19 protein-coding genes are annotated in these 23,114 nt (G+C 71.5%); 14 read left to right on the top strand and 5 right to left on the bottom strand.

Annotated features, from left to right (window positions below):
- The first annotated feature begins 44 nt into the window (after positions 1-44).
- Genes JFB92_RS26410 through JFB92_RS00800 form a run of 4 tightly spaced genes read left to right on the top strand, consistent with a single transcriptional unit; the run spans position 45 to position 3,638 of the window.
- The gene (locus JFB92_RS26410) at positions 45-1,055 is read left to right on the top strand and encodes a sensor histidine kinase (protein ID WP_372451551.1); all 1,011 of its coding nucleotides are present in this window, start codon (positions 45-47) and stop codon (positions 1,053-1,055) included.
- Positions 1,052-1,807 (top strand): LytR/AlgR family response regulator transcription factor, encoded by a 756-nt coding sequence (locus tag JFB92_RS00810; protein WP_199033913.1) that lies wholly within the window; start codon positions 1,052-1,054, stop codon positions 1,805-1,807. Before JFB92_RS26410 ends, JFB92_RS00810 begins: the two co-directional genes overlap by 4 nt.
- Positions 1,804-2,139 (top strand): hypothetical protein, encoded by a 336-nt coding sequence (locus JFB92_RS00805; protein ID WP_199033912.1) that lies wholly within the window; start codon positions 1,804-1,806, stop codon positions 2,137-2,139. Before JFB92_RS00810 ends, JFB92_RS00805 begins: the two co-directional genes overlap by 4 nt.
- The gene (locus JFB92_RS00800; protein ID WP_199033911.1) at positions 2,139-3,638 is read left to right on the top strand and encodes a sodium/solute symporter; all 1,500 of its coding nucleotides are present in this window, start codon (positions 2,139-2,141) and stop codon (positions 3,636-3,638) included. The genes JFB92_RS00805 and JFB92_RS00800 overlap by 1 nt, the downstream gene beginning before the upstream one ends.
- On the opposite strand, the gene JFB92_RS00795 is transcribed toward JFB92_RS00800, so the two are convergent.
- Positions 3,635-4,597 (bottom strand): ADP-ribosylglycohydrolase family protein, encoded by a 963-nt coding sequence (locus JFB92_RS00795; RefSeq protein WP_199033910.1) that lies wholly within the window; start codon positions 4,595-4,597, stop codon positions 3,635-3,637. The two genes, JFB92_RS00800 and JFB92_RS00795, sit on opposite strands and share 4 nt — an antisense overlap.
- Positions 4,598-4,886: 289 nt before the next feature.
- On the opposite strand from JFB92_RS00795, the gene erm reads away from it, so the two are divergent.
- On the top strand, positions 4,887-5,696 hold the full coding sequence (gene erm, locus JFB92_RS00790) for a 23S ribosomal RNA methyltransferase Erm (protein WP_199033909.1): 810 nt from the start codon (positions 4,887-4,889) through the stop codon (positions 5,694-5,696).
- Here the strand turns inward: erm and JFB92_RS00785 are convergent.
- Complete coding sequence (locus tag JFB92_RS00785) at positions 5,683-7,575, bottom strand: heavy metal translocating P-type ATPase (protein ID WP_199033908.1); 1,893 nt, start codon at positions 7,573-7,575, stop codon at positions 5,683-5,685. The two genes, erm and JFB92_RS00785, sit on opposite strands and share 14 nt — an antisense overlap.
- 57 nt (positions 7,576-7,632) lie before the next feature.
- Between JFB92_RS00785 and JFB92_RS00780 the strand changes: the two genes are divergently transcribed.
- The 8 genes from JFB92_RS00780 to mgtE all read left to right on the top strand — a co-directional run bounded on the left by JFB92_RS00780 (position 7,633) and on the right by mgtE (position 18,911).
- Complete coding sequence (locus tag JFB92_RS00780) at positions 7,633-7,974, top strand: ArsR/SmtB family transcription factor (RefSeq protein ID WP_199033907.1); 342 nt, start codon at positions 7,633-7,635, stop codon at positions 7,972-7,974.
- Positions 7,975-8,101: 127 nt separating this feature from the next.
- The gene (locus JFB92_RS00775) at positions 8,102-9,838 is read left to right on the top strand and encodes an ABC transporter transmembrane domain-containing protein (RefSeq protein ID WP_199033906.1); all 1,737 of its coding nucleotides are present in this window, start codon (positions 8,102-8,104) and stop codon (positions 9,836-9,838) included.
- Complete coding sequence (locus tag JFB92_RS00770) at positions 9,835-11,961, top strand: ABC transporter ATP-binding protein (RefSeq protein WP_199033905.1); 2,127 nt, start codon at positions 9,835-9,837, stop codon at positions 11,959-11,961. The genes JFB92_RS00775 and JFB92_RS00770 overlap by 4 nt, the downstream gene beginning before the upstream one ends.
- A 357-nt stretch (positions 11,962-12,318) precedes the next feature.
- Positions 12,319-13,830 carry an SLC13 family permease gene (locus JFB92_RS00765; RefSeq protein WP_199033903.1) on the top strand — a complete coding sequence of 504 codons (1,512 nt, stop codon included), beginning with the start codon at positions 12,319-12,321 and terminating at the stop codon, positions 13,828-13,830.
- Positions 13,831-13,970: 140 nt separating this feature from the next.
- Positions 13,971-14,270 carry an Asp-tRNA(Asn)/Glu-tRNA(Gln) amidotransferase subunit GatC gene (gene gatC, locus JFB92_RS00760; RefSeq protein WP_199033900.1) on the top strand — a complete coding sequence of 100 codons (300 nt, stop codon included), beginning with the start codon at positions 13,971-13,973 and terminating at the stop codon, positions 14,268-14,270.
- Positions 14,271-14,311: 41 nt separating this feature from the next.
- Positions 14,312-15,775 carry an Asp-tRNA(Asn)/Glu-tRNA(Gln) amidotransferase subunit GatA gene (gene gatA / locus JFB92_RS00755; protein ID WP_372451550.1) on the top strand — a complete coding sequence of 488 codons (1,464 nt, stop codon included), beginning with the start codon at positions 14,312-14,314 and terminating at the stop codon, positions 15,773-15,775.
- Between the two features lie 5 nt (positions 15,776-15,780).
- Complete coding sequence (gene gatB / locus JFB92_RS00750) at positions 15,781-17,268, top strand: Asp-tRNA(Asn)/Glu-tRNA(Gln) amidotransferase subunit GatB (protein WP_199033898.1); 1,488 nt, start codon at positions 15,781-15,783, stop codon at positions 17,266-17,268.
- Between the two features lie 302 nt (positions 17,269-17,570).
- On the top strand, positions 17,571-18,911 hold the full coding sequence (gene mgtE, locus JFB92_RS00745; RefSeq protein ID WP_199033897.1) for a magnesium transporter: 1,341 nt from the start codon (positions 17,571-17,573) through the stop codon (positions 18,909-18,911).
- A 27-nt stretch (positions 18,912-18,938) separates the two neighbouring features.
- Here mgtE and JFB92_RS00740 read toward each other — a convergent pair whose 3' ends face one another.
- Both JFB92_RS00740 and JFB92_RS00735 read right to left on the bottom strand, forming a co-directional pair.
- Positions 18,939-20,513: a metallophosphoesterase gene (locus JFB92_RS00740; RefSeq protein ID WP_199033890.1), complete on the bottom strand. Its 1,575-nt coding sequence runs from the start codon at positions 20,511-20,513 to the stop codon at positions 18,939-18,941.
- Positions 20,513-21,670 carry a PQQ-dependent sugar dehydrogenase gene (locus JFB92_RS00735; RefSeq protein WP_199033888.1) on the bottom strand — a complete coding sequence of 386 codons (1,158 nt, stop codon included), beginning with the start codon at positions 21,668-21,670 and terminating at the stop codon, positions 20,513-20,515. Before JFB92_RS00735 ends, JFB92_RS00740 begins: the two co-directional genes overlap by 1 nt.
- A gap of 49 nt (positions 21,671-21,719) precedes the next feature.
- On the opposite strand from JFB92_RS00735, the gene JFB92_RS00730 reads away from it, so the two are divergent.
- Positions 21,720-22,631 carry a 2-hydroxyacid dehydrogenase gene (locus JFB92_RS00730; protein ID WP_199033886.1) on the top strand — a complete coding sequence of 304 codons (912 nt, stop codon included), beginning with the start codon at positions 21,720-21,722 and terminating at the stop codon, positions 22,629-22,631.
- On the opposite strand, the gene JFB92_RS00725 is transcribed toward JFB92_RS00730, so the two are convergent.
- A complete protein-coding gene (locus JFB92_RS00725) occupies positions 22,628-23,068 on the bottom strand; it encodes a PH domain-containing protein (RefSeq protein WP_199033884.1) in 441 nt (146 codons plus the stop codon). The genes JFB92_RS00730 and JFB92_RS00725 overlap by 4 nt on opposite strands.
- Between the last annotated feature and the right edge of the window lie 46 nt (positions 23,069-23,114).

Below are 23,114 nucleotides of genomic sequence, written 5' to 3'. Positions count from 1 at the left end.
AGCAGCTGCGGCGCCGCTCCTCCGGAGCGGCCGCTCTCGCGGCGCTGCGCCTGTCGCGCCAAGTCGGTGAGGCCCTCTCCGACGGGCTCGCCGGCAAACGCGCCGCCGAAGCCGCCCGCCGCCTCGGGCGCCTGCTCGGGGCCGAGGCGGTCGCCCTGGCCGACTGCGACCGCGTGATCGCCACCTGGGGCCGCCTCGACCAGGACGCCTGCACCCAGATCCTCGCCGAGACCCTCGAAGAACTCGAGCCGGTCACCGACCCGCCCCTCAAGGCCGCGCCGCTGGTCGTCTCCGGAGACCTCGCCGGGTGCCTGATCCTCTCCGGAGAGGTCGGGCACGCCGAGCTCGCCGAGGCCGCCCACCTGGTTGCGACCGCGCTGGACCACGCCGAGCTCGACCGGGCCCGCGAGCGCATCGCCGCCGCCGACCTCCGCACCCTCCGCGCCCAGATCTCCCCGCACTTCATGCACAACGCCCTGGCCGCCATCAGCGCCCACACCCGCACCGACCCCGAGCGCGCCCGCGACCTGCTCTCGGACTTCTCGGACTACCTGCGCTACTCCTTCGCCGTCACCGGCGACTACGCCACCGTGGCCGACGAGCTCCAGGCCGTCCAGACCTATCTCGAACTCCAGCGGGCCCGCTTCGACGACCGACTCGACATCACCGTCCAGATCGCGCCCGAGGTCCTGCCGGTGTCGATCCCGTTCCTGGTCGTCCAGCCGATCGTCGAGAACGCCGTCCGCCACGGCTTCGAGTCCAGGCCCGGACTGGGCCACATCGCCGTCCGCGGCTACTCCGAGGGGCCGCTGTGCGTCATCGAGGTCGAGGACGATGGCGCCGGCATGGACCCTGACCTGGCCAAGGCGGTCCTGACCGGCGGCCAGAGCACCGGGAAGGAGGGACGCGGCGGCATCGGCCTGGCCAACGTCGACCATCGCCTGCGGGCCGTCTACGGTGCCGAATACGGACTGTGGCTCGAGACGGCGACCGGCGCCGGGACCAAGGCCACCATCCGCATACCCAGATACGCTCGAGGAGTCCTCGCCCAATGAAGCCCCTTCGCGTTCTCGTCGTCGAAGACGAACCCTCGACCCGCGTCGAACTGGCGGGACTGCTCGCCGAGCTTCGCGCGGTCGGGGACGTCGTGTGCGCCGACGGCGGCGACGAAGCGGTCAGACTGCTCGGCGGCGGCACCTTCGACGCCGCCTTCCTCGACATCGCCATGCCCGGCCTCGACGGCATGGACGTCGCCCGCATCCTCACCCGCCTCTCGAGCCCGCCGGCGATCGTGTTCGTCACCGCCTACGACAACCACGCCGTCGAGGCGTTCGGCCTCGGCGCGGTCGACTACCTGCTCAAGCCCGTCCGCCGCGAACGGCTGGCCGAGGCGGTCGCCCGCATCGAGCACCACCGCCACGGCGCGGTCCCCGCCGCCGAGAAGGCCGACGACCTCGCTGTCATCCAGGTCGAGCTGGCCGGGCGCACCGTGTTCATCCGCCGCGACGACGTCGCCTTCGTGGAAGCCCACGGCGACTACGTGCGCCTGCACATCGGCACCGACTCGCACCTGCTGCGGCAGTCCCTGACCTATCTTGAACAGGCGTGGGAGCCGGCCGGGTTCGTGCGCGCCCACCGCTCCTACCTGGTCAACCTCGCGGCCGTCACCGAACTGCGGGTCACCTCCAGCTCCGGGCTGGTCGCCGTGACCGACGCCGGGGAGGTCCCGGTCAGCCGCCGCCATGCCCGGCTGCTGCGCGAGCGCCTCCTCCAGGCGGCGAGGAGCCGGGACCGGAGCCGTCCATGAACCAACGGGTCCGCATCACCAGCCCCCAGACCCGCCTGGCGCTGCGCCGCAGGAGCGACGCGATGCGGCGGGTCGACCGCGCCGGGCGCCCCCCGATGTCCTCGACCGCGATCGACATGGAGGCCGCCGAGCGCGCCCTCAAACGCCAGCGCCGCCTCGCCCTGCGCACCGGCCTCCTGCTCGCCGCCCTCCTGGCGGTCCTGCTGGTCGCGGCGGGGCTGAGCTCCGGCCGCTGGGGCTGGGCGGTGCTGTTCCTCGCCCCCTACCCGCTGCTGCTGGCCCTGGCCGCGGCGCACGTCCGCCGAGCCGAACGCATCGAGGCCGACTCCTGATGCTGGGCCTGGCCTCGATCAGCCTGGTCCTCGTCGCCAGCGTCGTCATCGGAGTGTGGGGGGTGCGCGCGGCGCGCTCGACCCCCGACTTCCTCGTCGCCTCCAGGCGCATCGTCCCCGGCTGGAACGCCATGGCGATCGCCGGGGAGTATGTCTCGGCCGCCTCCGTGCTCGGCCTGGCCGGGCTGCTGGTCAAGAACGGCGTGGGCGCGATGTGGTACGGCGTCGGCTTCACCGCCGGGTACGTGCTGGTCGCGGCGCTCGTGGCCGGGCCGATGCGCCGCAGCGGGGCCTACACCGTCCCCGACTTCGCCGAGTACCGGCTCGGCTCGCGGCGGATCAGGCGCATGTGCGGCCTGGTCGTCCTGGTCATCATGCTGCTGTACCTCATCCCGCAGTTCAAGGCCGCCGGCGTGGTCCTCGAACTGGTCTCGGGCGTCCCGTACTGGGTCGGCGTGGTCGGCGCCGGCCTGGTCGTCTCCTCGACCATCGCCGTCGGCGGGATGCGCTCGGCCACCTACGTCCAGGCGTTCCACTACTTGCTCAAGCTCGCCTTCATCGCCGTCCCGGCGCTGTTCCTGATCTTCCTGGCCGGGCCCGAGCGGCGTGAGCAGGCATTCGCCCCGACCGGCCTGGACCCCGACTGGGCGCGCCCGCTGCTCGACCTCGACGGCGCGGGTCAGCCGGTCCTGTCGACCGTGTCGATCCTGATCGCCACCACGCTCGGCGCGATGGGCCTGCCGCACGTGGTGATGCGTTTCCACACCGTCGCCGGGGCCCGCGCCGCCCGCCGCGTCGCGGTCGGGGTGATCGTGCTGCTCGGGGTCTTCTACCTGTTCCCGGTCGTCTACGGGCTGCTGGGCCGCGTGGTCGCGCCCAATCCCTCCGAGACCGACGTGGTCACCGTCCTGGTGCCGGGGGAGATCGCCCCGGGCATGGTCGGGGCGGTCCTGACCGCGCTGGTGGCCGCCGGGGCGTTCGCGGCCTTCCTGTCGACCTCCTCGGGGCTGCTGCTGGCGCTGGCCGGGGGCCTCTCGCACGACCTGTTCGGCGGTTCGCTCTCGCGGCTGCGCGCCGGGGTCGCCGCGGGCACCGGTCTGGCCGTGGCGCTGGCGCTGCCCGCCGCCGAGGTCGACATCAACGTCCTGGTCGGCTGGGCGTTCGCCGTGGCCGCGTCCACGTTCTGCCCCCTGCTGACCCTCGGGATCTGGTGGCGCGGCCTGACCGCGGGCGGCGCGACCGCGGGCCTGCTGGTGGGCGTCGGGACCTCCACCGGCGCGGCGATGGTCACCGTCCTCACCGACCTGGAGCCGGGCGCGGTCTCAGTCCTGCTGGCCCAGCCCGCGATCTGGACCGTGCCGCTCGCGTTCGCGACGATGATCCTGGCCTCGCGCCCCGCGGCGATCCCCGAATGGGCCGATGAGTCGGTCCTGCGCCTCCACCTTCCGGGCCGCCTCAGCCGCTCGGGCGAGCTGCTCTCGCCCGAGCAACTGCGCTAGCGCTCGGTCCCGACCCAGTCGGGGAGCGGCTCGCGCGCGGCGATCCACGCCTGAGGGACCGTATTGAATCCCGCGCCCGAAGCGACGATGCCCCCGACGATCGCGCAGTTGGTGTCGATGTCGCCGCCGACCGATACGGTGGTGCGGATCGCGAGCTGATAGTCGTCCAGGTGCCGGAACGCCGCCCACACGCAGAAAGGGACGGTGTCGGTGACCAGGGTCCGGTGACCGTTGCCCACCTCGGAGGCGACCCCGGTGGCCGCGGCCTCCCAGCCGATCCCGGCCACGGCCCGCAGACCGGCCCTGACCTCGCCCTCGGGCGTGCGGGCGATGACGGTCTCCAGCAGCTCGTCGCGGCTGGCGGTGCCGCGCCGCGCGGACACGGCCGCCGCGACCGCCACCGCTATGCCCCCGGCGATGCCGTCGGGACTGGCGTGGGTGACCTCGCTCGCCAGCCGGGCCTGGGCCACGGCGTGGGTGAGGTCGTCGCTGAACCAGGCCCCGAGCGGCGCGATCCGCATGGCCGAGCCGTTGCCGAGCGACCCGGCGCCGTCGAAGGCCGCCGCCGCCACGGGCCGCCACGGCCGCGCCTGGCGCACCGCGTCGAGGATCGCCAGCACCGACGGGCCGTAGTCGCGCTTGAGCTCGACTCGCTCCGCCCAGGCCCCGGCGAGCCGGTCGGGGTCGATGCCGCCGCCGAAGCGGAGCTGCTCGACGACCGTGCAGGCCATCTGCGTGTCGTCGGTCCAGGGCCACGGGCCCTTTGGAGTGAGGTCGGCCGCCAGGAACCGCTCGGTCAGGTCGCCCGAGGAGTAGTCCGGCTCTTCCCATTGGCGCCCGGGGAACGGGACCGAACCCCAGTTGGCGGTGTCGAAGAACTGCTCGCCGAACGCGTCCCCGACGCTCAGACCGGTGAGCGAGGCCGAGGCGAGCGCGTTGGGGTCCTTGGGATTCCACATGCCCGGCAGCCTACTGCGTCCCGGCTCGAAAACCGATCGACGCCCTCGCCGAGCGGACGCTAGAGTGGGACCCATGGGAACCACGTTGATGAGCGGGGCCTGCTTCGCGCCCGCCTTCTTCATCAGGCTGCGCGCGGAAGCCTAGGCTCCGCCAGCGCCGCTTCTTGACCCCGACTCGACTCGGGGCTCTTCTCACCGACGGCCGTCGGCCGTTCGTCGAACCCGCACTTGGCATGGGGCCTGGGCGAATCAACAGTCCTGATTCGACTACTCCGTTCGGAGCTCTCCCATGCCGCGAAACCGTTCCAATCCGCATGCCCAGAACCCGCGCCGCGCCTCCAACCGCAAGCGCCTGTCGCAGAACTTCCTGATCGACCCGGGCGTGGCCCGGATGATCGCGCACTCGTCCCGAGTCGGGCCCGACGACCTGGTGGTCGAGATCGGCCCCGGCGACGGCATGCTCACCCGCCAACTGCTGGGCCGGGCCCGGAGGGTCCTCGCCTTCGAGAAGGACGGCCGCTTCGCCGATCGCCTTCGCCGCCGCAACGCCGGCGACGACCGGCTCCGCTGCGTCCACGCCGACTTCCGCGACGCCCGTCTCCCCGACGAACCGTTCGCGGTCGTCGCCAACATCCCGTACGGACTCACCACCGAGTGCGTCCGCTGGTGCCTGGAGACCCGCCACCTGACCTCGGCGACGCTGGTCACCCAGCTCGAGTTCGCCCGCAAGCACACCGGCGACTTCGGCCGGTGGACCAAGCTGACCGTCGCCCACTGGCCGGCCTGGGAGTTCACCCTCGGGCGGCGCATCGGCAAGCGCAACTTCCGGCCGGTGCCGAGCGTCGACTCCGCCGTGCTCCACGTCCGGCGGCGTCAGCGACCACTCCTGCCGCACCGCGCGCTGGGGGAGTACCGGCGGCTGGTCGAGCTCGGCTTCACCGGCGTCGGCGGATCGCTCCACGCCTCGCTGCGCCGGTCGGTCGGGCCGAGGCGGGCCGACCGGGCCTGCGAGGCCGCCGGCGTCGCCCGCGACCTGCCGGTCGGCCTGGTCCCGCCCCAGTCGTGGCTCCGGCTGTTCGAATCGCTCACCCGGTCTTGACCTCGACGCGTTCCGCCACTGGGACGCGAGGCTCGTTCCAGTGGCGGCCCGCCAGCAGCCGCAGGCCGTTGAGGCCGACGATCACCGTCGACGTCTCGTGTCCGGCCACGCCCAGTACCAGCGGCAGGTGCCCGAACAGGTCCCAGGCCGACAGGACCACGATGACGCTCGCGGCGAAGATCAGATTGGCCCTGGCCACGCGGCTGGCCTTGCGGGCCATGTCGACCGCCGCGGGCAGCGCGGTCAGGCGGCGGCCGACCAGGACCACGTCGGCCGACTGGAGCGCCAGGTCGGAGCTGGTGCCGCCCATGGCCGCGCCGACATGCGAGGCGGCCAGCGCCGGGGCGTCGTTGACGCCGTCGCCGCAGTAGAGCGTCCTGGTCCCGGCCAGTCTGGCGGCCTTGTCGCCCGGCAGCAGCGCGGCCTCGACTTCGCCGATGCCGACCTGGTCGGCCACGCGGCGGGACGCCGCCGGGTTGTCGCCGGTCAGCAGCCGGGGCGGCGCGTCGAGCCGGTCGGACAGCCGCCGGATCGCCTCGGCCGCCTCGGGGCGGATCCGGTCGGTCAGACCGACCACGCCGATCGGGCGCCGGTCGGCCACGACCACCGAGACGGTCAGGCCCTCGGCCTCCATCGCCGCCGCGGCCCGTAGCGCCTCGCCCGGATCATCGGCCTCCTCCAACAGGACCGGATGGCCTATCGCGACCTTGACGCCGCCGACGACCGCGCGCACGCCGCGCCCGGGCACGGCCTGGAACTCCTCGGCGCCGCCCCCGGGACCGAGGCGGGCCAGCGCCCTGCCGATCGGGTGCTCGCTGCCGGACTCGGCCGCGGCGACGAGCCGCCGCAGGCGTGTCTCGTCCCCGTCGAGCGCCACGACGCGCTCGACCTCGGGCCGGCCGGTGGTGAGGGTCCCGGTCTTGTCGAAGGCGGCACGGTCGACTCCGGCCAGTCGCTCCATCATCAACGCGCTCTTGACCAGCACGCCATGGCGACCGGCCAATGCGACCGCCGCCAGCAGCGGCGGCATCGTCGCCAGCACGATCGCGCAGGGGCTGGCCACGATCATGAACGTCATCGCCCGCAGCAGCGTCGGCTCGAACGCCGCGCCGAACGCCAGAGGGAACCCGATGAGCGCCAAGGTGACCGCCACGACCGACAGCGAATAGGGCTGCTCGACCCGCTCGATCGTGAGCTGGGTCTTCGACTTCGCCTCGGAGGCCTCCTCGACCTGCCGCGCCACGCGGGCCAGCACCGAGTCGGACGGGTCGCGGGTGACCGCGACCGTCAGCGCACCGGTGCCGTTGACGGTGCCGGCCAGGACGTGCGCACCCGGGGCCTTGCGGTGGGGCAGGGGCTCGCCGGTCAGGCTCGACTCGTCCACTTCGGATTCTCCGGCGAGGACCTCGCCGTCCGCCGGAACCCGGTCGCCGGGTCGGACCAGGATCGTGTCGCCCGAGGCCAGTTCGGCGGCGTCGACGACTTGCTCCCCGTCCGGGGCGAGGCGGACCGCGCGCTCGGGCGCGAGGTTGAGCAGTGAGCGCACCGAGTCGGCCGTGCGCTCGGTCAGGACCGCCTCCAAGGCGCCGGAGGTCGCGAAGATGACGATGAGGAGCGCCCCGTCGAACCACTGGCCGATGGCCGCCGCGGCGACCGCGGCGATGACCATCAGCAGGTCGACCTCGAAGCGCGGCTTGGCGAGCGCGGTGATGCCCGACCAGGCCGGGCCCCAGCCGCCGGTGGCGTAGCAGGCCGCGTACAGCCCGAGCCACAGCCACGAGGGCGCCCCGAGGAACTGGGCGAGCCCGCCGGCGGCGAAACAGGCCAGCGAGGCGACCGCCCACCGGACGTCCGGAACCCTGAACATTCTCTCGAACATACGCATCATCGTATCTTCGCAACTACGAAGATAGCAAGACGGGATAAGCTTGCCTCCATGCACGACGGGATCCCGGACTTCGACATGCCGGACGAGGAGCAGGTCCAGATCGCCAGCGAGGCGCTGCGCATGCTCTCCGACCCGACGCGCCTGAAGCTGATGTGGGCCCTGCTCCAAGGCGAGGAGAACGTCGCCTGCCTGGCCGACCTGGTGGGCGCCAAGCCGACCGCGGTGAGCCAGCATCTGGCCAAGCTGCGCATGACCGGGCTCGTGACCACCCGCCGCGAAGGCACCTTCGTCTACTACTCCGCCGCCGACCACCACGTGCGGCCCCTGCTCGAACAGGCCCTCTCCCACGCCTCCCACGTGAGCGGAAGCCCCCACCGCGCCGTCGGTTGATCGGTCGCCGCGGAATTTCGGCCCGCGCCGCCCGCCCGCGACACCGGGCGGGCGCTGGCGGCCGTCCCGCACGGCGCCGGGGCTTAATGGTTTGCCGACTGTCGGACGCTTACCGTACGGTCGGCAAGTGAGCTTTCTCCGTGCTCCCGAACTCCCGCTCGAAGACCCTGTCGCCCCCGACGGCTCGAGGGGCGTGCACGCGTCCCCTCCCACCCGGCCCTGGCGCTACCTGCTCTGGCTCGCCACCCGCCGCAAGGGACTGGCCGCCGCCGCGCTCCTGACCTCCGCGGTCGCGCTCGGCGGGCTGCCGCTCCTGCCGTACTTCCTGACCGGCGCGGTGGACTACGGCCTGCGCCAAGGCGACTGGGGAGCACTCACGGCCTGGTCGCTGGCGCTCGTCGCCGCCGGCTTCGTCAGCGCCGGCGCCATCGTGCTCTCGCACCGGCTCACGGTCTGGTGGCGCATGGACGCCGCCTACCGCACCCTGCAACTGGCCACCCGGAAGGTCAGCCGCCTCGGCCACGAGCTGCGCCGCCAGGTCACCACCGGCGAAGTCGTCAGCATCGGAGCGACCGACATCCGCCGCATCGCCGACGCCATCGACGGCCTCTCGCCGCTGGTCGGCTGCACCGCCGGCCTCATCGCCGTCGGCGTCCTGCTGTTCAACACCTCCACGGCCCTCGGACTGACCATCTTCATCGGCGTCGGCCTCGTCGGCGTCATCACCGGGCCGGTCCTCACCCGCCTCCAAGCCCGCCAGCAGACCTACCGCGACCGGATCGGCGACATCACCGACCGCGCCTCGGACATCGTCTCCGGCCTGCGCGTCCTGCGCGGCATCGGCGGCGAGGAGCGCTTCAGCGCCTCCTACCGGGGCGACTCCCAGGAGCTGCGGAAGGCCGGCTACAAGGTCGCGGCCCCCAGGGCCTGGCTCAACGCCCTCGGCGAAGGCACGCCCGCGATCCTGCTCGGCGTCGTCGTGTGGATATCCGGGCGCCTCGTCGCCGCCGGGGACATCACTCCGGGCCAGATGGTCGCCGCCTTCGGCTACACCGGGGCGCTCCTGCTGCCGGTCCACTGGCTCATCGGCACCACCTACCGCGTCATCGAGGGCCGCATCGCCTCCGGCAAGGTCTGCAACCTCCTGACCGTGCCCGAACCGGTCGCCGCCGAGCGACCGCGGCCGGGCCCGCGCACCGGCGCCGACCTCCACGACCCCGACTCCGGGCTCACCGTCGCGGCCGGAGGACTGCTCGCGATCGCCTCCTCCGACTCCGACCACGTGTCCGAGATCTTCGACCGCCTCGGCGGATACGACCACACCGGCGCGCGCTTCGGAGACGTTCCCGTCGACCGGATGGAGCGCGGCGAACTGCGGAGGCGCGTGCTCGTGGCCGAGCACGACTCGTACCTGTTCGCCGGGACGGTCACCCAGATCATCGCCGGACGCGACGGCGCCGACCGCGTCCAGAAGTGCGTCGAGGCCGCCTCGGCCGCCGACGTCGTCGACGCGCTGCCCGAGGGACTCGACACCGAGGTGGACAACCAGGTGCGGACACTCTCGGGCGGGCAGCGCCAGCGGCTGCGGCTGGCCCGCGCCCTGGCCGCCGACCCCGAGATCCTGCTGCTGCACGAGCCGACCTCCGCGGTCGACTCGCACACCGAGGCCCGCATCGTCGAGCGCATCGCCGCGATCCGCGACGGGAGGGCCACCGCCGTGGCCACGACCTCGCCGCTGTGGCTCGGCCGCGCCGACGCCGTGGTCTTCCTCCGCGAAGGCAAGGTCGTCGCCACCGGCACCCATCGCGAGCTTTCCGAGGCCCGCCCCGACTACCACGCCCTGGTCACCCGGGAGGAACAGTGAGCACTCAGGCACGAAACCAGCTCCCGGTCGCCGAGCGCGCCGAGGTGCGCCGCGCCTTCGCCCGGCTGCTGCTGACCGAGAGGCGGCGCGCCCTGGTGGCCGTCGGCCTCCACCTGATCGCGGCCGTGGCCGCCGCGGTCGCGCCGCTCCTGCTCGGCGAGATCATCGACGGCATAGCCGCGGGCGGCACGGCCGAGGGTGTCGACCGGCTCGCCATCGGCCTGGCCTCCGCCGTCGTCGCCGTCATCGCCTTCACCTGGTTGGGCACCTTCGTCTCCCACCGGCTCGGCGAGCTGCTTTCGGCGAAGATGCGCGAGGAGTTCGTCGACCGGTCGCTGCGGCTGCCCATGCCGGTGATCGAGCGGGCCGGCTCCGGCGACCTGATGACCCGCTCCTCGGCCGACGTGCCCGAGGCCGGGGGCCTGTTCCGAGACGGCCTGCCCGAGGTGACGGTCTCGATCCTGAAGGTCCTGGTGTACTTCGCGGCGATGCTGTGGGTCAGCCCGCTGCTGGGCCTGTGCATGCTCGTGGCCGTCCCGCCGATCACGATCGGCACCCGCTGGTACCTCAAGCGCGCCCGCGACGGGTACCTGCGCGAGCGCGAGGCCGAATCGAGCATCGGCGACACGATCGGCGCCTCGGCCGACGGCGCGCGGACCACCGAGGCCCACCGGCTCGAAGACCAGCGCCGCCGAGCCGGAGACGACACCGTCGCCGAGCACTGGGGCGCGGCCCGCTACACGCTGTTCCTGCGCAGCGTCTTCTTCCCGTTCCTCGACGGCACCTACGCGCTGCCGACGGCCGCCGTCCTGCTCATCGGCGGCGCCATGTACTTCCAGGACGGCGTCACCCTCGGCATGGTCGCCTCCTGCGCGGTCCTGACCCGCCAGATCATGTTCCCACTCGACCACATCCTGATGTGGGTCGAGCGCGTCCAGCGCGGCTTCGCGGCCCTGGCCCGCATCGAGGGCGTGGCCCTGGCCGAGGACAACGAGGCGGACGCGACCTCTGAACGACCGCAGGACGGAACGGTCGAGCTGCGCGAGGTCCGCTTCGCCTACCCGGGCGGCGGCGACGTCCTCCACGGGGTGAGCCTGTCAGTCCCGGCCGGGCAGCGCCTGGCCGTGGTCGGGCCCTCCGGGGCCGGCAAGTCGACCCTCGCCCGGCTCATCTCCGGCTCCGACCTGCCCCGCGCGGGCGCGGTGACGATCGGCGGCGTCGAGGTGGCCGCGCTGCCGCTCGACGAGCGGCGCAGGCGCGTCACCCTCGTCACCCAAGAGCACCACGTCTTCAGCGCCACGTTGCGCGACAACCTCATATTGGCCAGAGCTGGGGCCTCCGACGAGGAGCTGGAGTCGGCGCTCGCCGCGGTCGGCGCCGACTGGGCCTTCGACCTGCCCGAGCGGCTCGACACGCGGCTCGGCGGCACCTCCCGCGAGCTGGACGCGGCCTCGGCCCAGCAGATCGCCCTGGCACGCATCATCCTGGCCGATCCGGACGTGGTCATCCTCGACGAGGCCACCGCGATGCTCGACCCGCGCGCCGCCCGCGACACCGAGCGCGCCCTCGGCGCGGTCCTGGAGGGCCGCACGGTCATCGCGATCGCCCACCGCCTCCACACCGCCCACGACGCCGACCGCATCGCCGTCGTCGAGGAAGGGAAGGTCGCCGAGCTCGGCGACCACGAGGAGCTGATCGCCCTCGACGGTCACTACGCGGGACTCTGGCGGGCCTGGCACGGGGAGCCGTCGGTGAACCCGGAGGAGTCCCGAGTCGGAACCCGGGCAAAAGAATCGGGCCCCGGGCTTTCGCCCGGGGCCCGCACTGGCTCGAGAACACCACCACAAGTCGGAACACCCACCGACTCGTTCTTAGCAAGGAAACAGAAAGGAAACCAGGAAACCCGTTCCGAACCAGTGACACCAATCATAGACCACGATCGAGGCATTTTGAAGGGGCCTCTGGTCCCAGTTCCTCAGGGCCGGTCCGTTCCCTGGTCGCGGCCCCTGGCCGGCGGGGGAGCGGAGCTGCCGCGCGAAAGCCGTGAACCCTTGGCGTGCAGGAGGAACCGCAGGACACGCGGGACGCCCCCGGGTCGCCGGAGGTTGCCTACCATCCGGTAACGATTCTGTATCAACGGTTGCCTCCGCCACGTTTTCACGCCCGATGGAGGTGAGCTGCAAACCACAATTCCTCCCATAAAGGAGGAATCGACCCTCGCCGGGGTGCCAGAGAAGGCCATCCCCGCCACTGACGTCCCACCCGCAACGCACCGGTCGGCGCTCGGCCATCGCGCCGAAACGGCCCGGCCGCCATCCGGCGTGCGCCGCGACGCTCCCGGGCTCGGGAGGCTCGAACCGCGCCCACGGTTTTCTTGCTGTGTCGCTTGTCACAGGGTCGCGTTTGCGGGATAGTGCAGGTATCACCCGTCCAGTCCGCGAAAACCGCATTGTCCTCATACGCGAAAGGCTCGGCAGTCAATGACGACTACCACCTCGATACCCAGCGAGGCCCCTCCAACCGCCGGTCTGCGGCTGCGCCGCCGCATCGGACTGGCCGCCGGCCCCGTCCTCGGCCTCATCGTCTACCTCGCGCTCCTGTCCAGCGAACTGTCCGCCTCGGCCCGATTCGTCGCGGCCGTCGCCGTCCTCATGGCGGTCTGGTGGATGACCGAGGCGCTGCCCCTGGCCGTCACCGCCCTGATCCCGATGGTCGCCTTCCCCTTCGTCGTCGGCGCCGACACCGGCGAACCCATCGGCATGGCCACGGCCGTCGCCCCCTACGCCAACCCGATAATCTGGCTGTTCATGGGCGGGTTCGTCATCGGCCTCGCCATGCAGCGCTGGAACCTGCACCGGCGCTTCGCCCTCGGCGTCGTCTCCCGCGTCGGCACCAACCCGGTCATGCTCATCGCCGGATTCATGATCGCCACCGCGTTCATCTCCATGTGGGTCTCGAACACCGCGACCACCGTGATGATGTACCCCGTCGGCCTGGCCGTGCTCAGCCTGCTCGGCGACGGCGAGAACCGCGACCGCAACTTCTCCACCGCGCTGCTGCTCGGCATCGCCTACGCCGCCTCCATCGGCTCGGTCGCCACCCTCATCGGCACCCCGCCCAACGCGCTCCTGAAGGGCTTCGCCGAGCAGGAGTACGGCATCGTCATCGGTTTCGCCGAATGGATGGTCGTCGGCATCCCCCTCGCCGTGGTGTTCCTGGTCCTCGCCTGGCTGGTCCTCACCCGGGTCGTCTTCCCTCCCCGCATCCGCGAGATCGCCGGAAGCCGCGAGCTCATCCGTGGCCAGCTGTCCGAACTGGGGCGCATGAGTCGTCCCGAGTGGACCGTGGCGGCGGTGTTCTTCCTCGCCGCCGCGAGCTGGATCGGCTTCGGACTGCTCGGGCAGAACGAGACGTTCGTCGAGAACAACACCTGGTTCGGCAGTTACAACGACGCCATGGTGGCCATGGCCGCGGCGATCGCCCTGTTCCTCATCCCGGTCAAGTCCGACGGGACCCGCGTCCTCGACTGGGTCGCGATGAAGGAGCTGCCGTGGGGCATCCTGCTGCTCTTCGGCGGCGGCCTGGCGCTGTCGGCGCAGGTCAGCGGCACGGGCCTGTCGGTCTGGATCGGCGAGCAGGTCTCCGCCCTCGAAGGCATACCCACCTGGGTGGTCGTCCTGGTCGTCGCCGCCTCCGTGCTCCTGCTGACCGAGCTGACGTCCAACACCGCCACCACCAACACGTTCCTGCCGGTCATGGCCGGGGTCGCCGCCGGGCTCGGCATCGCGCCGCTCACGCTGCTCATCCCGACCGCCCTGGCCGCGACGATGGCGTTCATGCTGCCGGTCGCCACGCCGCCGAACGCGATCGTATTCGGCTCCGGCCAGATCAGGATCGGCCAGATGGTCCGGGGCGGCGCGCTGCTCAACGTCATCTCGCTGGTCCTCATCATGGCCGCGATGTACACCGTCGTCATGTGGGTGTTCCTCTAGCCCGACACGCCTCGAAACGCGGTGCCGCCGAGCGCGGTGCCGCGTTTCGCGCCGCGCCAGGGCCCCGTGGCCGACAGGTCGCGGGGCATCTAGACTCGATAGGTCTTCCCGCAGCTAAGAACCGTTAGGAAACGCCTGTCGTGAGTACGATTTCACGCGAGGAAGTCGCGCATCTGGCGCGACTGGCCCGCCTCGAAGTCACCGATGACGAGCTCGACGCCTTCGCGGGCCAGCTCGACGTCATCCTCGAATCGATGAAGACCCTCGGCGAGGTCGACACCGAAGGGGTCGAGCCGACCTCGCACGCGGTGCCGCTGGTGAACGTGTTCCGGGAAGACCAGCACCAGCCCTCCCTGCCGCGCGAGGACGTCCTGGCCGGAGCACCCGACACCGCCGAGGACCGCTTCCGCGTACCGCGCATCCTGGACGAGGAGGCCTAGTCATGACCGGACACCGCGCCATAGACCAGACCGCCGTGCACATGGCCGAGGCCATACGCACCGGCCGCGCCACCTCGTACGAGATCACCGAGGCCCACCTCGACCGCATCGACGCCGTCGACGGAGAGATCAAGGCGTTCCTGCATGTCGACCGCGAGGGCGCCCTGGCCACCGCGGCCGAGGTCGACGCGGCCATCGCCCGAGGCGAGGAGCTCGGCCCGCTCGCCGGCGTCCCCATCGCGATCAAGGACGTCGTGGTCACCAAGGGCATGCCGACCACCGCCGCCTCCAAGATCCTCGAAGGCTGGATCCCGCCCTACGACGCGACCATCGTCGAGCGGATCAAGACCGCGCGGATGCCGATACTCGGCAAGACCAACATGGACGAGTTCGCCATGGGGTCCTCCACCGAGTACTCGGCCTTCGGCAAGACCCTGAACCCCTGGGACACCGGGCGCATCCCCGGCGGCTCCGGCGGCGGTTCGGCCGCGGCGGTGGCCGCGAAGATGGCCCCGCTCGCAATCGGCACCGACACCGGCGGGTCCATCCGCCAGCCCGGCGCCGTCACCGGCACCTTCGGCGGCAAGCCGACCTACGGCTCCAACTCCCGCTACGGGCTCATCGCCTTCTCGTCCTCGCTGGACACCCCGGGCCCGGTCTCGCGCAACGCCCTCGACGCCGCTCTGCTCCACGAGGTCATCTCCGGGCACGACCCGCGCGACTCGACCTCGATCGACGCGCCCGTCCCGCAGGTGGCCACGGCCGCCAGACACGGCGCGAGCGGCGACCTCAGCGGCGTCCGGCTCGGCGTCGTCAAGGAGTTCGCCGAGGGCGCGGACGCGGCCGAGTCCGGCGTCGTCGACGCCTACCAGTCCGGGGTCGACCGGCTGGTCAAACTCGGCGCCGAGATCGTCGAGGTCTCCTGCCCGTCCTTCAAGTACGCGCTGCCGACCTACTACCTCATCGCCCCCTCCGAGGCCAGCTCGAACCTGGCCCGCTACGACGGGGTCCGCTACGGCCTGCGCAGCGGCGACGACGGTCAGCGCGGCCTCGAGGAGGTCATGAGCCTGACCCGCGAGGCCGGTTTCGGCCCCGAGGTCAAGCGCCGCATCATCCTGGGCACCTACGCGCTGTCCGCCGGCTACGTCGACGCCTTCTACGGCCAGGCCCAGAAGGTCCGCACGCTCATCAAGCGCGACTTCGAGGCCGCCTTCGATCAGGTCGACGCCCTGGTCAGCCCGACCACGCCGTTCATCGCCTTCAAGTTCGGCGAGCGCACCGGCGACCCGTACCAGATGTACCTCGCCGACCTCTACACGATTCCGTCGAACCTCTACGGCGGACCGGGCGTCTCGGTCCCGGTCGGTCTCTCCGAAGGCATGCCCGTCGGCCTCCAGGTCATGGGCCCGGTCCTGGGCGACGACATCGCCTACCGCGTCGCCGCGGCCCTGGAGTCCACCCAGGAGACCCCGCTGGCCGACACCGCGCCCGAGATTGGGAAGTAGGAGTCATGACGAAACTCAACACCTACGAGGCCGCGATGGCCGCCTACGAGCCCGTCCTCGGGCTCGAGACCCACATCGAGCTCGACACGAACACCAAGATGTTCTGCGGCTGCTCGACCGAGTTCGGCGCCGAGCCCAACACCCAGGTCTGCCCGGTGTGCCTGGCGCTGCCCGGGGCCCTGCCGGTGGCCAACCGGGCCGCGATCGAGGCCACCATCAAGATCGGCCTGGCCCTGAACTGCCGCATCGCCGAATGGACCCGCTTCGCCCGGAAGAACTACTTCTACCCGGACATGCCGAAGAACTTCCAGACCTCCCAGTACGAGGAGCCGCTCTGCGAGGACGGCTACGTCGACGTGGCCGTCGACGGCCGGACCTACCGGGTCGAGATCGAGCGCGTCCACCTCGAAGAGGACACCGGCAAGACCCTCCACGTCGGAGGCGCCACCGGCCGCATCCACGGCGCGACCGAGTCCCTGGTCGACTACAACCGCGCCGGCATCCCGCTGGTCGAGATCGTCACCAAGCCGGTCGCCGGCACCGCCGAGCTCGCTCCCGAGGTCGCGCGCGCCTACGCCACCGAGCTGCGCGACATCGTCCGCTCCCTGGGCGTCTCCGATGTCCGCATGGAGCAGGGCTCGATGCGCTGCGACGTCAACCTCTCGCTGAACAAACCCGGCGACGCCTGGGGGACCCGCACCGAGACCAAGAACGTCAACTCGCTGCGCAGCGTAGAGCGGGCCGTCCGCTACGAGGTCCGGCGCCAGTCCGCGCTGCTGGACGGCGGCGAGAAGATCGTCCAGGAGACCCGCCACTTCCAGGAGGCCAGCGGCGAGACCAGCCCCGGACGCTCCAAAGAGGAGGCGACGGACTACCGGTACTTCCCCGAGCCCGACCTGGCCGTGATGGAGCCCTCCCGCGAATGGGTCGAGGAGCTGCGCGCCTCGCTGCCCGAGCCGCCGCGCAAGCGCCGCGAGCGGCTCCAGGCCGAATGGGGCCTGGCCGACAAGGAGATGCAGTCGGTGGTCAACGCCGACGCGGTCGAACTGATCGAATCGACCATCGCCGCCGGGACCAGCGCCTCCGGCGCGGTCAAGTGGTGGTTGGGCGAGCTTTCGCGCCGCGCCAACGAGACCGGCGCCGAGCTCGGCGCCCTGGCCGTCACCCCGGCCCAGGTGGCCGAGCTCCAGGGCATGGTCGAGGACGGCAAGCTCAACGACAAGCTGGCCCGCCAGGTCATCGACGGTGTCCTGGCCGGCGAGGGCGGCCCGGCCGAAGTCGCCGCCGCGCGCGGCCTCGAAGTCGTCTCCGACACCGGCGCGCTGGAGGCCGCCGTCGAGGAGGCCATCGCGGCCAACCCCGACGTCGCCGAGAAGATCCGCGGCGGCAAGCACGCCGCCGCCGGGGCCCTCATCGGCGCGGTCATGAAGACCACCAAGGGCCAGGCCGACGCCAAGACGGTGCGTGAACTCATTCTGAACAAACTCACCTGAGCGGCTGAAACCACAGCGAATCACCACGCGGCACCGGCCCGAAGGGCCGGTGCCGCTGTTACGCTTGAGCGCGGCAGACGGGCCCCGACGGGCCCAGAGACGCCACCGAGAGGTGCACGGCCTGAGGAGGTGAGCGAAGTGGGCGACGACCCCAGTCCCAGTCGAGATACCGACGAGTTCTTCCCATTCGCTCATGACCGTGCCCCGCGTCCCCTTGCATTCTGAGGCGGGCGTCCTCGACCGCGGCTTTCACACCACCGCAGGCGGGCACGGCAGCAACCCCGTGTAAGGAGGTGGCTGAGATGTCGCAGACCATCCACCCGATCTCCCCGGCGGCCGTCGACGAGCTGGCGGCCCTTCGCCTGGAACTGGCCGATTCCTCGACCGTCGAACTGGCAGAGGAGCTGCCCCGCGTGGACCTGGCCGACCAGGCCGTCCGCTTCCGGCTGCTCCCCAAGGACCGCGCGCTCGCCGTCTTCGAGGAACTCGACACCGTCCACCAGCAGGAACTGCTCGACGCGCTCAAGACCGAGACCGTCCGCGACCTGCTCGACTCCATGGAGGCCGACGACCGGGCCAAGCTCTTCGACGAGATGCCCGCGATGGTCGCCACCCGCTTCCAGGCCCAGCTGAGTCCGGCCGAGCGCATCTCCACCGCCCGGCTCCTCGGCTACGACCCCGAGTCGGCCGGGCGCATCATGACCCCCGACTACGTCTCGCTGCGCGCCTCTATGAGCGCCGCCGCCGCGATCGAGCGCATCAGGCACCTGCGGGAACGCCCCCGCCACCTGGACGTCCTCCCGGTCACCGACGGGCACCGCAAGCTGCTGGGCACGGTGGCCCTGCCCGACCTGGTCGCCGCCGACCCGGACTCGGAGGTCGCCTCGCTCATGGCCGAGGACCACCACCAGGTCCGCACCGACACCGACCAGGAGGAGGCCGCGCGCCTGATCCAGGAGGCCAACCTGGCCGCCCTGCCCGTCGTCGACCACGAGGACCGCCTGGTCGGCCTGATCACCTTCGACGACGCGATGGAGGTCCTGGAGGCCGAGGACACCGAGGACGCGGCCCTGTCCGGCGGTTCCGAGCCGCTCGAGCGCCCCTACCTGTCGGCCGGGGTGTTCATTCTGGCCCGCAAGCGCGCGGTGTGGCTGCTCCTGCTGGGCCTGGCCGGGACGCTGACGGTCTCGGTGCTCAACTACTACGAGGCCGCCCTGGAGGAGGTCACGGTCCTGGCGGTGTTCATCTCGCTGCTGACCGGCGTGGGCGGTAACTCCGGCTCCCAGGCATCGGCGGTCATCATCCGCGCCATGGCCGTCGGCGAGGTCCGCTTCTCCGACACGATCAGGATCATCTGGCGCGAGGGCCGGGTGGGAGTGCTGCTCGGGGCGATGCTCGCGATCGTCGGCGGGCCTCTGGTCGCCGTCTTCTACGGGCCCGACATCGGCCTCGTCATCGCCCTGACGCTGCTGACGATCTGCACCTGGTCGACCTTCGTCGGGGCCTTCCTACCGCTGATCGCCAGGAAGGTCCGCATCGACCCGGCCGTCATCTCGGCGCCGATGGTCTCGACCCTGTGCGACGCGACCGGTCTGGTCCTGTACTTCTCCATCGCCGCCTTCGTGCTCGGCCCGCTGATGTGACGGCGGATCGGCGGGCCGGCGCCGGGGTCAGTCCTCGGGCTCGGTGGAGGGCTCGACCTCGGTCGGGGTCTGGCCGTCCGGGATCTCCTCGGTCTCGTCGTCGGGAGGGACGATGGTCCGGTCGAGGGTGATGTCCGATTCGCCGACGGTGCCGACCGAGATCGAGTCGTAGGCGACCAAGTCCTTCGTGTCGGGGTCGAAGTAGAGGACGTCCATGTCCATCTTGAGCACCTGCTCGTTGGCGAAGGCGCGCAGTCCGGCCGCGCCGGTCGAGCCCTCGACCATCAGCGTGGTGCCCTCGCCGAGGTCCTGGACGGCCCGCTTGTGGGTGTGCCCGGCCAGGACCAGCGGCACCTCTCCGGTCAGCGGCACCGACATCGGCGGCTCGTGGACCATCGCCACATCGGCGCCCCCGGAGTCGATGATCACCTCGCGGAGCCGCTCGCCGGCCTGTTCGAGCATCTGCTGGGCGTACTCGCTGGAGGGCTGATCGCCCTTGTCGGGGGTGAATCGCGGATCGGCCACCCCGGCGAACCGCAGCCCGGCGATCTCCTGGACCTCCCCGTCGAGCACGGTCACGTTGTCGTAGGCGGCCAGCGCCGCGACGGTCGTGGCCGAGTCGTGGTTGCCCTTGACGAATACGTACGGCGCGTCGATCTGGGTGACCCCGCGCGAGAAGATCTCGGCCTCCTGCTCCGAGCCCCAGTCGTTCAGGTCGCCGGTGTCGGCCACGGCGTCGATGTCGAACTGGGCGACCACCGACTCCATGACGTGCCAGGCCGAAGGGTTGAGGTGGATGTCGGAGACGTGCAGGACCCGGATGGTGTCGTCGTCGACCTCCAGCTGCGGGAGGTCGGTGGCCAGGGCGTAGAACGAGGAGATGTTGGTGACGAACTTCTGGAGGTTCGCCACGTACTGCTCGTAGTTGTCGGCGATGTCCTCGGCGTTGCCGACCACCTGCGGGGCGTAGGCCAGCAGCCCCTCGTAGCGGGGCTCGGCGATCGACTCCGGTTGCAGGGTCGAGGCCGAGTAGCCCAGCAGGGACGCGGTGACCGCCAGTGACGACAGTCCCGTCAGGAGGGTGCGCCGCATGTTCCGGAACACCAGCGCCCCCACCAGCAGCCCGAACAGCGTCACCACCGCCAGCGCCTCGACGACGACGCGCACGACCGCGGCGGTGACCTCGGAGGCCAGGTGCTGGGAGGCCGAGGTGACCCCGTCGGGGGTGTTGATGATGCCCTGCGCCGCCTCGGGGTCGACCGAGTCCAGCCGCATGCTCAGGCCGAGCGGCCCGTCATGGCTGTCGAAGACGACGTCGCCAAGCGGCGGGATGTTGACCACGGTCTCGCCGCGGAAGTCCGGATGGACGGCCAGGGTCGTGCCGAAGGGCCCGATGTCGGCCTGCGTGCTGCCCACCAGCAGCCCGCCCGCCGCGGCGACGGTGCCCATCAGGAGGACGGCGACGGCGGAGCCGAGGCGACGGGCGCCGGAGGACGAGCGGACCCTCCGGGACACCGCCCGGGCCCGCCTCCACGCCCGCTTCGCCCCGCGTCCGGCACGGCTCCAGGCCGCCCTGGTCTTCGAAGCGATCGGTCGAGCCATCAGATTCTTCCTTCCGCGGCGTATGCGGTGGCGAAGCGAAGAACGCGATCATCGGTCTCTCCGACCGTGCAACCGCGTTCGGCGACGCATTCTCCGTCGCGATTCGAGGTGGTCAGCCACAGCATCCCGTCGGGGCCCATGGCGACCGATCGTAGCCGACCGTACTCCGCCTCGAGCGTCGGACGCGGTTCGCCGGCGACCGCACCGTTCGAGTCGAACTCGAGTATCCACAGGCGCTGGCCCCGCAGGCACGCGGTCACCAGCGTCTGCTCGGCGAAGGCCGTGCCCGAGCAGGTAGCCTCGAACGGCTCCCAGTACGCGATCGGGTCGACGTACTCCTCGTCGCCGGCCGGGCCCTCGTAGATCGGCCACCCGTAGTTGCCGCCGGCCTCGATCATGTTGATCTCGTCGGCCAGATCGCCGCCGAACTCGCTGGCGAACAGCTGCCCGTCGGGGTTCCAGGCCAGCCCTTGGACGTTGTGGTGGCCGCTGGAGTACACCGGCGACTCCGCATCGGGGTTTCCCTCGGCCGGTTCGCCCTCGGTGGTGACGCTGAGGATCTTGCCGCCCAGCGAATCGGGGTCCTGCGCCAGCTCCGGGTTCCCGGCGTCGCCGGTGGCCGCCCACAGGTTCCCCTCGGGGCCGAAGGCGAGAGCGCCGCCGTTGGCGGACGGCCCGGACGGGATGCCGGTCAGGATCGGCTCGGGTTCGTCCTCGCCCGCGAGGTCGATCGCGGCGACCCGGTTGTCCTCGTCGGTCGTGTAGATGGCGTAGACGGTCGAGTCCTCCTGGTAGTCGGGGGAGACGGCCAGTCCGAGCAGGCCCCCGTCGCCCTCCGAGTCGATGTCCTCGACGACGTAGACCTCCTCCGGCTCCGAGGGTGTCCCGTCCTCGGCGACGGTGATCGACAGGATGCGGCCGGAGTCGCGCTCGCCGATGAGGGCCGCTCCGTCCGGCAGGAAGTCCATGCCCCAGGGCACCTCGAGGTTCTCGGCGACGACGTTCAGGAAGCTCGCCGGCTCCTCCTGCGCCCCTTCGGAGGGCGTCGGCAGGTTCGGTGGCTGCCCGGCCTCGGGCTCGGGCGGTTCGCCGAACGAGCACGAGGCGAGCGTGAGGGTGGCTGCGGCAACCAGAGCCGCCGGAGTCGATCGGCGCATGGCCTCCAGCCTAGTTCCGAACGTCCCGCCGTCGACTAGGCTGGGCCCGATGAAGGTATGGATCGCTCACGAGGAGGGTCGCCCACTCCTCGGACCGTTGCCCGACGAGGTCGAGGTCGAGGTGTTCTCGGGCCGCGGCGACTACCCCTCCGACCCGGCCGAGGTCGAGTTCTGGGTGCCGCCGTTCCTGGCCAAGTCGAAGGTAACCACGCCGCTGGAGGACATGCCGAACCTCAAGGCGGTCCAGCTGCTCAGCGCGGGCGCCGAGGTGTGGGTTCCCGCCGTCCCCGAGGGGGTCGTGCTCTGCGACGCCCGCGGAGTCCACACCGGAGTGACCGCCGAATGGACCGTCGGCGCCGTCATCGCCGCCCTGCGAGGGTTCGACCTCTTCGCGCGAAAGCAGGTCCACCACGAGTGGAAGGTCGAGTTCACCACCACCGTCACCGACAAGCGGGCGCTGATCCTCGGCGCCGGAGACATCGGCGAGAAGGTCGCCGACGTCCTCACACTGCTCGGCACCGAGGTCACGAAGGTCGCCAGGCGCCCGCGCGATGGCGTCCACGGCATCGACGAGATCGGCGCGCTCCTGCCCGAGCACGACGTGGTGGTCCTCATCCTGCCGCTCACCGAGGCCACCCGCGGGCTGGTGGACGCGAAGTTCCTCTCCCAGATGAAGGACGGCGCGCTGCTGGTCAACGCCGCTCGCGGGCCCATCGTCGACACCGACGCGCTGGTCTCCGAGGTCGCCTCGGGCCGCCTGCGGTGCGCCGTCGACGTGGTCGAGCCCGAGCCGCTTCCGGCCGGACACCCGCTGTGGGACCTCGAGGGTGCCCTGATCACGCCGCATGTCGGGGCCTCCACCGACGGACTGATCGGGCGCGCCTACGCCCCGGTGGGGCCGCAGATCCGCCGCTTCGCGGCCGGGGAACCGCTGGAGAACGTCGTCAGCGACGGTTACTAGCGCTCGTCCTCGGCCGGGGGAGCGTCCCGCAGTTCCTGGCCTCCCACCTCCAGTACCTGGGGGAGGTTCTCGGGTCGCATCGGCATCAGGCGCACCTGCGACTGGTCGTCCAGTATCGCCGCCACGCCCTCGTTGCCGGTGGCGAAGCCGTCGATGCGCTCCCAGGCGATGTGCCGCCGGGAGAACAGGCCGCGCACCGCGATGCCCTCGGCGGTGACGTCGACGCCCGATCTCCAGGCCCACAGCGAGACCAGGATCGGCGCGGCCAGCAGCGCCGCGCCGAGCGCGATCGACAGGGCCGGCAGGAAGGGCTGCTCGACCATGAGCGCCAGCGCCAGGGGAGCGGCGGTCAGCCACGTGACGAAGGCGGCGACTGTCACCGCCGCCGAGCGGCGGATGCGCAGGCGGGGCGAGGAGGCGGACGCGGCTGAGCTCATCTTCCGATGTTGACACACGGCCGCCTGGGGTCGTACTCCGGTCTGG

Source organism: Glycomyces salinus (assembly GCF_016428645.1).
Lineage (GTDB): Bacteria > Actinomycetota > Actinomycetes > Mycobacteriales > Micromonosporaceae > Glycomyces > Glycomyces salinus.
This window is presented reverse-complemented; position numbering and strand designations above follow the sequence as displayed.